Genomic DNA, 12,239 nt, shown 5'->3' with positions numbered 1-12,239 from the left:
AGCCGCCGGCCACAGCACCCGAGCCGCCCCGCACCCACCCCTTGAAAGATCACCGACAAGTGGCGAGTGGCCCTCCGCTGCAGGGGGCTCGCCCGCCACCGAACCGGTCATTTAGGCTGGTGACGTGCTCATCCTTGTTCGCCGCCGCCACGTGGACCTGCTCCGCGTGACCACCATGTCCTGTCGACGCTCCGGCTGAACCTCGCTTCACCCACCCTCAACGGCGGCCCCACCCGGCCGCCACCGCCTCCCGGCCCCGGAGCACCCGCCGCACCAGGCGCAGCTCCGCCCGTCCCCGGTCGACCACCGGGACCGGCCGGGACGAGACCCAGCGGATGTCACACATGACGCAGCAGCACACGCCCATATCCGAAACCGGCTCCGACTCCGGTTCCGACATCGGCACCGACGCCCCCACGGACGCCTCCACCGCCGCCCACCCGGACGCCCTCAGCACCGCCCCCACGGACGCCCTCCCGGTGATCGACCTCTCGCTCGCCACCGGCAGCCCGGAGGACCGTCGCCGCCTGCACGACGAGCTCCGCGACGCGGCCACCGGCGTCGGCTTCTTCCAGCTCGTCGGCCACGGTGTCACCCCGGAGGAGACGGCCGCGCTCACCGGAGCCATGCGCGCCTTCTTCGCCCTCCCCGAAGCCGACCGGCTCGCCGTGAGCAACCTCAACTCCCCGCACTACCGGGGCTACACCCGCACCGGCGACGAGCGCACCGGCGGCAGCCAGGACTGGCGCGACCAGCTGGACATCGGCGCCGAGCTGCCCCCGCACGTCCCCGGCACCGGCGAGCCCCCGTACTGGTGGCTGGAGGGGCCCAACCAGTGGCCCGAGGCGCTCCCCGAGCTGCGCGCCGCCGCCCTCGGCTGGATCGACCGGCTCGGTGACGTCGCCCGACGGCTGCTGCACGAACTCCTCACCGCGATCGGCGCCCGCCCCGACTTCTACGACCAGGCCTTCGCGGGCCACCCGCACCTGCGCCTCAAGCTGGTCCGCTACCCCGGCACCGCCCCGAACGGCGCAGGCCAGGGCGTCGGCGCCCACAAGGACTACGGCTTCATCACCCTGCTGCTCCAGGACACCGTGGGCGGCCTCCAGGTGGAACGCCAGGACGGCACCTTCCTGGACATCCCCCCGGTCGAGGGAGCCTTCGTCGTCAACCTCGGCGAGCTGCTGGAGGTGGCCACGGACGGCTACCTCAAGGCCACCAACCACCGCGTGGTCAGCCCGGTCGGCGCCCGCGAGCGCTTCTCCGTCCCGTTCTTCTACAACCCGCGCCTCGACGCCCACATCGCGCCGCTGGACTTCCCGCTCGCCCACCACGCCCCCGGCGCCACCGAGGACCCGGACAACCCCCTCTTCGCCGACTTCGGCCTCAACGAGTGGAAGGGCTACACCCGGGCCCACCCCGAGGTCACCCGCCGCCACCACGCCGCCCTCGCCTGAACCGGGGCTGCCACCACGGCGCCACCACGCCACCGAGCCACCACGCGGCCCTGGCACCCCTGAAGCCCCCGGCACACCTGACGCCCCTGCCCGAAACCGGACCCCGGTGGACGGCAGGGGCGTCGGCGTACCGCGGGAAGAGGCCGAGGACGAGCCGACGAGAGGCCGCCGGCCGCGAGTGTCCGACGGGTGGGGTTGACTGTCCGTCGATCGATCACACGTACCGGCAGCCCGGCCGATCACCGGGCGGGAGAGCGGCGGAGGCCCCTCATGCAGGAGGACATCATGACGGCCGGGGCGGGGCTGCGGGTCTACCCCGACCCCGCGGAGGTGTTCGTCACCGACCAGGTCGAACTGGCGGCGCACCTGCACCCGTTGGTCTCGATCGACCTCGCCGGGGTGGACCCGGCCTGGCAGGGGTGGATCCACCTGGTCAGCCCGCTGGAGCCGGCGGAGGCCTACCTCGGCGACCACACCGAGGCCTTCCACTCACCCCTGCAGAGGACCAACTGGCTCGGGTTCTCGATGGAGGGCGACCGCTACCGCCTCCTCGGCGACCCGCGCTACTTCGCTCGGGCGACGACCCCCGAGGAACTGCCCGACCCCTGGCCCGGGTTCCGTACGCGGCTCGACGAGCACTGCGACGCCGAGGAGCGCAGCTACCTGGCACACCGGGACGCCTACCGTCGCGAGGGCGTCCTGCTCATGCGCGACGACGACGGGTCGCCGCGATACGAAGGTGCCACCGCCCTGACCCTGCTGGAGCAGCTCGGCGGCGACGCGGACTCGCACGGCAACTGGGTCCAGCCCGAGCTGTTCCACGTCGAGTACGACGAGGACACCGCGTGGCCGGTCAGTCCGGCGGGCAACCCGTTCCGCTTCGTGGCCTCGGCGCACGGCTGGAACTACCGGCGCACGGGCGCCGACTCGATCCTGCTGTTCTTCGAGCCGGTCGAGCGGCTCGCGCTGCTGACCTTCGACTGGAGCTGAGGCGCCGGCCGGGGCCCGCGTCCGGCCCGACGGCGGGCCGCCACGGGCACCGGTGGACCGGCACGGGCAGCACTGTCACACTGCTGCTGTTACAGCAGGAGTGTGCCAGTAGGAGGCAGCAGATGGGGGAGCACGGCGCCGTGGTGGGTGAGGTGCGGCTGACGGTGGACGAGTTGGCGGCGCGGGCCGGGGTGACGGTGCGGACGGTGCGGTTCTACGGGACGAAGGGGCTGCTGCCGCCCCCGGAGCTGGGGCCGCGGCGGGTGGGGCTGTACGGGGAGGCGCACCTGGACCGGCTGGGGCTGATCGAGGAGTTGCAGCGGCAGGGGCTGACGCTGGCGGCGATCGAGCGGTACCTGGCGCGGCTGCCGCAGGACAGCACACCGCTGGACCTGGCGATCCACCGGGCGCTGGTGGCGTCCTGGACGCCCGAGGCCACCGAGGAGCTGGGGCGGGCGCAGTTGGAGCGGCGGGCCGGGCAGGGGCTGTCGGAGGAGCACATCGAGCGGCTGGCGGCGATGGGGGCGCTGGAGCGGACCGACGACACCGGGGTGTTCCGGGTGGACCCGGGCCTGCTGCCGTTGGGCGTGCGGATCCTGGACGTGCCGATCCCGCTGGACACCCTGCTGGCCGCCCGGGCGGTGGTGCTGGAGCACAGCCGGGCGACCGCGCGGGAGCTGCAGCGGCTGTTCCGGGAGACGGTCTGGAAGCCCTACCGGGAGAGCGAGCCGGCACCGGCGGAGCTCGCCCGGATGAAGGCGCTGACCGACCACATCCAGCCGATGGTGGCGCAGGCCCTGGTCACGGCGTTCCAGCGCTCGCTCCGGGAGGAGTTGGGTGAGGCCGTCCTCAACACAGCCTCACCCGAGCACCACAACGAGCCGGACCCCTCGTAGGAGCCCCTCACAGGAACCGTCAGTCGGTGAACGTCCGTCCCTCGGCCGCGATCCGCTCCAGCAGCGCCGGCGGCGCGAACCGCTCGCCGTACGCGGCGGCGAGTTCGCGGGCTCGGGCCGCGAAGCCGGCCGGGCCGCCCTCGTACCCGTTGATGTACTGGAACACGCCGCCCGTCCAGACGGGGAAGCCGATGCCGAGGATCGAACCCACGTTGGCGTCGGCGACCGAGATCAGTACGCCCTCCTCCAGGCAGCGCACGGAGTCCAGGGCCTCGCTGAACAGCATCCGCTCCTTGAGGTCCTCGAACGGGACCTCGCCCGCCCCGGCGGCGTCCCCGTCCGAGAAGTGCTCCAGCAGGCCGGGCCAGAGCCGCCCGCGCTTGCCGTCCTCGCCGTACTCGTAGAAGCCCGCGCCGCCGCTGCGCCCGGGGCGGCCGAACTCGTCGACCATCCGGTCGACCACCGCGTCCGCCGGGTGCGGCGTCCAGGTGCCGCCGACGGCCTCGACCGAGCGCCGGTACTCGTCGCGGATCTTGCGCGGCAGGGTGAGGGTGAGCTCGTCCATCAGGGAGAGCACCTTGGCGGGGTACCCGGCCTGGGCGGCGGCCTGCTCGACGGAGGCGGGGTGGATGCCCTCGCCGACCATGGCGACGCCCTCGTTGAGGAACTGGCCGATGACCCGCGAGGTGAAGAAGCCCCGGGAGTCGTTGACGACGATCGGGGTCCGGTCGATCTGCCGGACCAGGTCGAAGGCGCGGGCCAGGGCCTCGTCGCCGGTCTGCGGGCCGCGGATGATCTCCACGAGCCGCATCTTGTCGACGGGCGAGAAGAAGTGCAGCCCGATGAAGTCGCCGGTGCGCCGGACGCCCTCGGCGAGCAGGCCGATCGGCAGGGTGGAGGTGTTGGAGCAGAGCAGCGCGTCGGGGGCGACGACGCCTTCGATCTCCTGGAACACCTTGTGCTTGAGCTCGGTGTTCTCGAAGACCGCCTCGATGACCGTGTCGCAGCCGGCCAGGTCGGCGGGGTCGCCGGTGGGGGTGATCCGGGCGAGCAGGGCGTCGCGCTTGGCCTCGGTGGAGCGCCCGCGGGCGATGGCCTTGTTCAGCAGCCCTTCGGAGTAGGCCTTTCCGCGCTCGGCGGCCTCGGTGCTGACGTCCTTGAGGACGACCTCGATGCCGGCCTTGGCGCAGGTGTAGGCGATGCCGGCGCCCATCATCCCGGCGCCGATCACGGCGACCTTGCGGGCCGACCGCTTCTCGATGTCCTTGGGGCGCCCGGCACCGGAGTTGACCGCCTGCATGTCGAAGAACAGTGCCTGGATCATGTTCTTGCTGGTCTGGCCGCAGGCGAGTTCGGTGAAGTACCGGGCCTCGACGGCCATCGCGGTGTCGACGTCCACCTGGGTGCTCTCCACCGCGGCGGCCAGGACGTTGCGCGGGGCCGGGTAGGGCGCGCCGTTCAGCTGCTTGCGCAGGTTGGCGGGGAAGGCGGGCAGGTTGGCGGCGAGGGCCGGGGTCGAGGGGGTGCCGCCGGGGATCCGGTAGCCCTTGACGTCCCAGGGCTGGACGGCGGTCGGGTTGGCTTCGATCCAGGCGCGCGCCCGGGCGGTCAACTCCTCCGGGGTGTCGACGAGTTCGTGCACCAGGCCGTGCTCCAGGGCCTGCGCCGGGCGGTACTGGCTGCCTTGCAGCAGGAACTTCAGCAGGGCGTCGGTGATGCCGAACAGCCGTACCGTACGGACCACTCCGCCGCCGCCGGGCAGCAGGCCGAGGGTGACCTCGGGCAGGCCGATCCGGCTGGCCGGGGTGTCGAGCGCGATCCGGTGGTGGCAGGCGAGGGCGATCTCCAGGCCGCCGCCGAGCGCGCTGCCGTTGACGGCGGCGACGACCGGCTTGCCGAGGGTCTCCAGGGTGCGCAGCGAGCGCTTGATCCGCATCGACTTCTCGAAGACGGCTTCGGCGTCCTCGGGCCTGGCCGCGGAGAGCATCCGGAGGTCTCCCCCGGCGAAGAAGGTCTTCTTGCCGGAGGCGATGACCACGCCGCGCAGCGCGTCGCCGAGGCCGGCCAGGCGGCCGACGACGGCCTCGAAGTCGGCGGTGAAGGCCTCGTTCATGGTGTTGACGGACTGGGTGGGGTCGTCGAGGACGAGGGTGACCACGCCGTCCTGGTCCTGCTCCCAGCGGATGGTGGTGGTGTCGCTCATGAGGTTCACGGTCTCCAGGTCTGCGGGGAGGGGGTCAGACGCGCTCGACGATGGTGGCGACGCCCATGCCGCCGCCCACGCAGAGGGTGATCAGGCCGTAGCGCAGGTCGCGCCGCTCCAGTTCGTCGACCACGGTGCCGAGCAGCATCGCGCCGGTCGCGCCGAGCGGGTGGCCGAGGGCGATCGCGCCGCCGTTGACGTTCACCTGGTCGTGGCGGAAGCCGAGTTCGCGGATGAAGCGGAGCGCGACGGCGGCGAAGGCCTCGTTGATCTCGACCAGGTCGATGTCGGAGGCGGTGAGCCCGGCCTTGGCGAGCGCCTTGCGGGTGGCCGGGGCCGGGCCGGTGAGCATGATGGTGGGCTCGGAGCCGGAGACCGCGGCGGAGACGATCCGGGCGCGCGGGCGCAGCCCGTACCGCTCGCCGACCTCGCGGTTGCCGATGGCGACGAGGGCGGCGCCGTCGACGATGCCGGAGGAGTTGCCGGCGTGGTGGACGTGATCGATGGCCTCCACCCAGTGGTACTTCTGCAGGGCGACGGCGTCGAAGCCGCCGGCCTCGCCGATCGCGGCGAAGGAGGGCTTGAGGGCGGCCAGGGTGTCGACGGTGGTGCCGGGGCGGATGAACTCGTCGCGCTCCAGTACGACCAGGCCGTTGCGGTCGCGCACCGGGACCACCGAGCGGTCGAACAGGCCGTCCGCCTGGGCCTTGGCGGCGCGGGCCTGGGACTCGGCGGCGAAGGCGTCCACGTCGGTGCGGGAGAGGCCCTCGATGGTGGCGATGAGGTCGGCACCGATGCCCTGCGGGACGAAGTCGGTCTGGTAGGCGGTCATCGGGTCGGCGAACCAGGCGCCGCCGTCGGAGGCCATCTTGACCCGGGACATCGACTCCACGCCGCCGGCCAGGACCAGGTCCTCCCAGCCCGAACGGACCTTGGCGGCGGCCAGGTTGACGGCTTCCAGGCCGGAGGCGCAGAAGCGGTTCTCCTGGACGCCGGCGACGGTGTCGGGCAGTCCGGCCGCGATGGCCGCGATCCGGGCGATGTCGGAGCCCTGGTCGCCGACCGGGCTGACCACGCCGAGCACGATGTCGTCGATCGCGGCCGGGTCCAACTCGGGGTAGCGGGCGCGCAGTTCGTGGATCAGGCCGACGACCAGGTCGATCGGCTTGGTGCCGTGCAGCGAACCGGTGGCCTTGCCCCGGCCGCGCGGGGTGCGGATCGCGTCGTAGACGTACGCTTCGGTGGTCACGATGGGGGTGCCTTTCGGGGCGGGGGGGTCGGGGCAGAGGGTCCGGGGCAGAGGGTCCGGGGAGGCGGGGGCCGAAGAGGACCGGGACGGGCCGGGGAGGGTTCAGCCCAGGATGGAGCGGCCCACGATCTCCTTCATGATCTCGGTGGTACCGCCGTAGATGGTCTGGATGCGGCCGTCGGTGAACGCCCGGGCGACCGGGAACTCGCTCATGTACCCGTAGCCGCCGTGCAGTTGGAGGCACCGGTCGGCGGTGCGCTTCTGCAGTTCGGTGGCCCACCACTTGGCCATCGAGGCGTCCGCCGGGGTGAGCGCCCAGCGGTTGTGCTCGGTGATGCAGCGGTCGACGAAGGTCCGGGTGACGGCGCACTCGGTGGCGAGTTCGGCGATCTCGAAGCGGACGTGCTGCAGCTTGGCGAGCGGCCGGCCGAAGGCCTCGCGCTGCTTGACGTAGTCGGTGGTGATCTCGACCAGGTACTCGGCGCCGGCGATCGCGGCGGCGGCGATGGTGAGCCGCTCCTGGGCGAGGTTCCGCATCAGGTGGACGAAGCCGCCGTTGAGCTCTCCGAGCAGGTTCTCCTTCGACACCCGGACGTCGTCGAAGAACAACTCGGCGGTGTCCTGGGCCTTCTGGCCGATCTTGTCGAGGTTGCGGCCGCGTTCGAAGCCGGGCGTGCCGCGCTCGACGGCCAGCAGGCTCAGGCCGTGCGCCCCGCCCTCGGGGGTGGTGCGGGCCACCACGACGACCAGGTCGGCGAGGATGCCGTTGGAGATGAAGGTCTTGGCGCCGTTGAGCAGGAAGTGGTCGCCCCGGTCGACCGCCTGGGTGCGGATGCCTTGCAGGTCGGAGCCGGTGCCGGGCTCCGTCATGGCGATCGCGGTGATCAGTTCGCCCGAGCAGAAGCCCGGCAGCCAGCGGCGCTTCTGCTCCTCGGTGGCGAGCGAGGTCAGATAGGGGCCGATGATGTCGTTGTGCAGGCCGATCGCCAGCCCGGAGGCGCCGGCCCGGGCGAACTCCTCGGCCAGCACGGCGGCGTAGCGGAAGTCCGGGGTGCCGCCACCGCCGTACTCCTCGGGGACGGCGAGCCCCAGCAGGCCCTGCCGGCCGGCCGCGAGCCAGACGGAACGGTCGACGATCCCGGCCTTCTCCCAGCGGTCGTAGTGCGGCAGCACCTCCTTGGCGAGGAAGGCCCGCACGGTGGCCCGGAAGTCGTCGTGCTGCTCGGTGAAGATCTCGCGCTGCAACGCTACTCTCCTTGGTCTGCTGCGGAGTCGAGGGAGGGGATGCCCCAGTCCCGGGCCACGTCGGCGGTGTCCGCGCCCGGCAGGGCCGGCGGGCGGCGCAGCGCGCCGGGGGTGGCGGAGAAGCGCGGGGCGGGGGCGGGCTGGGTGACGCCGCCGGCTTCGACGTAGGTGCCGCGCGCCGACAGGTGGCCGTCCGCCGCTGCCTGACGCATCGTCAGGACCGGTTCCACGCAGGCGTCCGAACCGGCGAAGACGGCTTCCCACTCGGCCCTGGTCCGGGTGGCGAAGCGGGCGGCGATCCGGGCCCGCAGTTCGGGCCAGCGGGGCAGGTCGTACTGGCCGGGGGCGTCCGGGCCCAGTTCCAGCAGGCCGGCGAACTCGGCGTAGAAGCGCGGCTCCAGGGCGCCGACGGCCAGGTGTCCGCCGTCGGCCGCCCGGTAGACCGCGTAGAACGGGGCGCCGCCGTCCAGCAGGTTCGTCCCCCGGCGGTCCTGCCAGTGGCCGGCGGCGAGCAGGCCCCAGAGCATGCTGCCGAGGTGCGCCGCGCCGTCCACGATCGCGGCGTCCACCACCTGGCCGGTGCCGGTGGCCCGGGCGTGGTGCAGGCCCGCGAGCAGGCCGACGACCAGGTAGAGCGAGCCGCCCGCGTAGTCGCCCAGCAGGTTGGCCGGGATCCCGGGTGCCTCGTCGGCACCCCCGGGCGCCGCCACCAGGCCCAGTACCCCGGCCACCGCCGCGTACCCGAGGTCGTGCCCGGCGGTCGCGGCCCGCGGCCCCTGCTGCCCCCACCCGGTCATCCGCCCGTACACCAGCGCCGGGTTGCGGGCCAGGCACGCCTGCGGTCCTACCCCGAGGCGTTCCGCGACACCCGGCCGGTAGCCCTCGATCAGCAGATCGGCCCGCTCGACCAGGTCGAGCACCCGGCCGGGCCCCTCCGGTGCCTTCAGGTCGACCAGCACCGAGCGCTTGTTGCGGTTGCTGAGGTCGTACGCCGGATCGGTGCCGAGCGGTGACGGCTCCGGCCGGTCCACCCGCACCACGTCCGCCCCGAGGTCCCCCAGCAGCATCGCCGCGAACGGCCCCGGCCCGATGCCCGCGAGTTCCACCACCCGCACACCCGCCAACGGTCCGCCCACCGGCGGCCTGCCCGACGGCGGCCCGCCCGACGACGAACCCGGGCCGCCCGCGCCGCCCGCTGGACTGCTTGTGTCACGCACTGGCCGCAGAACCCTTCGGGGTTTGACAGTAAAGCTGTAACACTCGGGATGATAGGCAAGCGACCCGCCGGTAACAAGACCTCCGCGCCGCTCCGGCCTCCCCCGGGTCCGCGCCCGTCCGAGCACCCGGCCGCGCGGCCCGGAATATGGGCGGACACCCGTCGGCGTAATGGCCTATCGTGCGAGGCGTCCATTACGAATGACCACAGGGGAATCGTCATGACCACGGCCCAGCACACCGCCCGCACCGTCGTCGCCGTGTCCGAGCGACTGGTGCTCACCCGCCCGCAGGAGGGGGACGCGGAGGCGATGTTCGCCGTGCACGGGGACCCGGAGACCAACCGGTACAACCCGCACGGACCGCAGCGGGACCTCGCGGCGGCGCAGGAGGCACTGGACGGCTTCGTGGCCGACTGGGTGCGGGACGGGATCGGGTACTGCACCGTGTCGACGCGGGAGGAGCCGGGGGTGGTCATCGGGTTCGCCGGGCTGTACCTGCACACACTGGACGGACAGCGGGTGTTCAACCTCTACTACCGCTTCCGGCCGTCCGCCTGGGGCAAGGGGTACGCGGCGGAGGCCGCGCGGGCGGCGATGGCCGAGGGGCGGCCGCGCTTCCCCGGGGTGCCGGTGGTCGCCCTGATCCGGGCCGACAACCTGCCCTCGCGCCGGCTCGCCGAGCGGCTCGGGCTGGTGGCGGACCCGGACGGGCGGGTCGACGAGGAGGAGCGGCTGATCCACCGGATGGCCTGACCGGGAGGGTTCAGAACCAGGGCGCGGCGGCCGCCGTCAGCGCTTGCAGGGCTTCGGCGAGGGTGGTGGCGGCGCCCAGGGCCCCGGTGAGGGTGTACACGGCGCGCCTGATCCGGTCCCCGCCCGAGTCCCCAACGCCCGCCACCGCAGGACCGGTCCCGGTCCCGGCGGAGGCCTCCGCCACCTCGTCCAGCGCCTGCCCGGCCGCCTCCGCGGCGGCCGACGGGAGTTCGCCCGGCGGGAGCGCCCGCAGTCCTGCCCGCAGGGCGTCCACCGCGGCGAGCAGCGCCCGCGGTTCGGGGGCTTCGCCCTGCTCGGGGACGGTCTGCCGGTGGGTGAACTCGGCGCGGGCGCGGCTGCCGCTCTGCACGATCCCGGTGACGTTCCCGGTGATGCTGATCCCGCCGTGGTCGTCGGACGTGTTCGCCATATCGGTCGGCTCCTGATCGGTTTCGAAGACCGGTGGTCTCGGGGCTGTCGGTCGTGGGCGCCGGCGGTTCCGGGGCCCGGTCAGTCCTGCTGCGGCCCGCTGCCGACGCGCTGCGCCGGCGGGGTGACCGTCCGGTACGACGCGCTCGCCGCCGCCCCGCTCTGGACGACGCCGTGCACGTCGCCGTGCACCTGGACGCCGCTGTTGATCACCACGTTCTGCAGCACCTCGGCGCCGTCGGTGCGGAACCCGTGGTCCCGCAGGCAGTCGCGGACCGCGGACACGATCCGGGCCCGGACGGCCTTCACGAACCGCTGGACGTCCATCTCCTGGAACAGCTGCTGGTAGGCGGCCTCCGCGCCCAGTTCCCGGACGGACAGGGCGGGGCCGTGGTCGACCGGCCGGTTCTCCCGGCACATCCGGACGTACCGGCGCGCGTTGCGCACCTCCGCCCGTCGGCTGCGGGCGGCGCGGCGCAGCACTCCGGCCGAGCCCGCCACCAGGACGGGCAGCGAGGCCAGCGCGGCCGCGGCGAGGCCGAACCAGTCGCCCGCGTCGACGGGCGGGGCCGCGGTGTCGATCGCGTGGTAGGCGCGGGCGACGGGCGGCAGGACGAAGGCCCGACTCTCCAGGAACAGCTGCCCGCCCTGGAGTTGGGCCCGGACGTAGACCGTCACGACCACCTCGGCGTTCCAGCCCTCGACCCGTACCGCGAGGTAGTGGCGCAGCCGCTCCTCGGCGGCGAGGTCGACACTGTCCGCCCACCAGTGCGCCGCGCCGTACGGGGCACCCGCCGGTCCGGCCGGTGCGGGCCCGGCTGAACCGGTCCCGGGGGAACCCGTCCCGGGGGAACCCGTCCCGGGCGAACCGGTCCCGGGCACGGGGCGCGTCACGGACCGCTCCGCGTACGGCGCGAGGGCGGCGAACGCCGTACCGGGGCCGTAGCCGCACCAGTCGGTGGCCGGGCCGAGGCGCTTGCCGCTCTTGAACACCAGGTCGTCCACCGTGATCCCGTGCAGCCGGTCGCCCGGGTACGCCGGTACGGAGGCGGCGCCGAGGCGGGCCAGTTCGGCGCGCAGCCGGGCGTGGACGACGGGGACGGTCAGCACGGGGGTCGGGTCGGCGGCGGGGGCGGCGGCCGGGTCGGGCAGCAGCTCGTCCGCGAAGGACCAGTGGTCGAGCTGGACCCCGGCGCCGACGAAGGGCGCGTAGTCGCTGTAGACGACGTCCGGGTAGGCCTGCTGCCAGGCGAGCCGGTGGTAGACCTCCTGGCGGACCGGGTCCTCGGGGACGGCGGCGCGCCCGGCCCCGAGGTCGTGCAGGGTCCGTTCGAGCCGCACCCGGCCGGCGAGGGCCACCAGGAACCAGACGGCCAGCAGGCCGCCGACGAAGGCCCACCCCAGCACCTGCCCGGCCACCAGTGCGCAGCCGACGGCCAGCCAGGTGCCGAGCCGGCGCCTCCCGGGCCGGTCGGACCGGGCCAGCCAGGCCGCCACGAACACCAGCGGGATGCCCAGGTAGGCCAGCCCCACCCGGACCAGCAGGCCTACCGCCCGCGAGCCGGCGTCCGGCCCGGAGACCGGCTCGGACGCCGACAGGGACAGCAGGTCCAGCACCACGACGGCCGGCACCGCACCGGCCGCCAGCAGGACCAGGACGGCCCGCCCGACGGCCTGCCTGCGGGCGGCGAAGCACTCCTTGAGCACCGTCCCCAGGTCCACCCCGGGCGTCGGCGCCGGGACCCGGTACGGGTGCTCGGCCAGCTCCTCGATCACCGCGTCCCGGAAGGCCGGGTCCAG

At 73.7% G+C, this 12,239-nt stretch carries 11 protein-coding genes; 4 read left to right on the top strand and 7 right to left on the bottom strand.

Features of this window, described 5'->3' with window-relative positions; all coding sequences use genetic code 11:
* Nucleotides 1-217: 217 nt before the first annotated feature.
* Entirely contained in the window at nt 218-346 is a 129-nt protein-coding gene (locus tag ACFQ6N_RS09390) for a hypothetical protein (RefSeq protein ID WP_380648031.1), read from the bottom strand.
* On the opposite strand from ACFQ6N_RS09390, the gene ACFQ6N_RS09385 reads away from it, so the two are divergent.
* The 3 genes from ACFQ6N_RS09385 (at nt 345) to ACFQ6N_RS09375 (ending at nt 3,343) form a co-directional block, all read left to right on the top strand.
* A complete protein-coding gene (locus tag ACFQ6N_RS09385; RefSeq protein ID WP_380648030.1) occupies nt 345-1,457 on the top strand; it encodes an isopenicillin N synthase family dioxygenase in 1,113 nt (370 codons plus the stop codon). The genes ACFQ6N_RS09390 and ACFQ6N_RS09385 overlap by 2 nt on opposite strands.
* Nucleotides 1,458-1,727: 270 nt before the next feature.
* Nucleotides 1,728-2,447, top strand: a complete 720-nt coding sequence (locus tag ACFQ6N_RS09380; RefSeq protein ID WP_380648029.1) for a hypothetical protein — start codon at nt 1,728-1,730, stop codon at nt 2,445-2,447.
* Nucleotides 2,448-2,569: 122 nt separating this feature from the next.
* Nucleotides 2,570-3,343, top strand: coding sequence for a MerR family transcriptional regulator (locus tag ACFQ6N_RS09375; protein WP_380648028.1), 774 nt, complete (start codon nt 2,570-2,572; stop codon nt 3,341-3,343).
* A gap of 19 nt (nt 3,344-3,362) precedes the next feature.
* On the opposite strand, the gene ACFQ6N_RS09370 is transcribed toward ACFQ6N_RS09375, so the two are convergent.
* From ACFQ6N_RS09370 to ACFQ6N_RS09355, 4 genes are all read right to left on the bottom strand, one after another.
* Nucleotides 3,363-5,546: a 3-hydroxyacyl-CoA dehydrogenase NAD-binding domain-containing protein gene (locus ACFQ6N_RS09370; RefSeq protein WP_380648027.1), complete on the bottom strand. Its 2,184-nt coding sequence runs from the start codon at nt 5,544-5,546 to the stop codon at nt 3,363-3,365.
* Nucleotides 5,547-5,580: 34 nt separating this feature from the next.
* A complete protein-coding gene (locus ACFQ6N_RS09365) occupies nt 5,581-6,795 on the bottom strand; it encodes an acetyl-CoA C-acetyltransferase (RefSeq protein ID WP_380648026.1) in 1,215 nt (404 codons plus the stop codon).
* Between the two features lie 102 nt (nt 6,796-6,897).
* Nucleotides 6,898-8,040 (bottom strand): acyl-CoA dehydrogenase family protein, encoded by a 1,143-nt coding sequence (locus ACFQ6N_RS09360; RefSeq protein WP_380648025.1) that lies wholly within the window; start codon nt 8,038-8,040, stop codon nt 6,898-6,900.
* A gap of 2 nt (nt 8,041-8,042) precedes the next feature.
* Nucleotides 8,043-9,176 carry a CaiB/BaiF CoA transferase family protein gene (locus ACFQ6N_RS09355; RefSeq protein ID WP_380648024.1) on the bottom strand — a complete coding sequence of 378 codons (1,134 nt, stop codon included), beginning with the start codon at nt 9,174-9,176 and terminating at the stop codon, nt 8,043-8,045.
* Nucleotides 9,177-9,476: 300 nt separating this feature from the next.
* Between ACFQ6N_RS09355 and ACFQ6N_RS09350 the strand changes: the two genes are divergently transcribed.
* On the top strand, nt 9,477-10,010 hold the full coding sequence (locus ACFQ6N_RS09350) for a GNAT family N-acetyltransferase (protein ID WP_380648022.1): 534 nt from the start codon (nt 9,477-9,479) through the stop codon (nt 10,008-10,010).
* A gap of 10 nt (nt 10,011-10,020) precedes the next feature.
* Here ACFQ6N_RS09350 and ACFQ6N_RS09345 read toward each other — a convergent pair whose 3' ends face one another.
* Entirely contained in the window at nt 10,021-10,440 is a 420-nt protein-coding gene (locus tag ACFQ6N_RS09345; RefSeq protein WP_380648021.1) for a hypothetical protein, read from the bottom strand.
* A gap of 80 nt (nt 10,441-10,520) precedes the next feature.
* Nucleotides 10,521-12,215: a hypothetical protein gene (locus ACFQ6N_RS09340; protein ID WP_380648020.1), complete on the bottom strand. Its 1,695-nt coding sequence runs from the start codon at nt 12,213-12,215 to the stop codon at nt 10,521-10,523.
* Nucleotides 12,216-12,239: the final 24 nt, after the last annotated feature.

Origin of the sequence: Kitasatospora sp. NPDC056446, from assembly GCF_042796115.1 — a bacterium.
GTDB lineage: Bacteria > Actinomycetota > Actinomycetes > Streptomycetales > Streptomycetaceae > Kitasatospora.
This window is presented reverse-complemented; position numbering and strand designations above follow the sequence as displayed.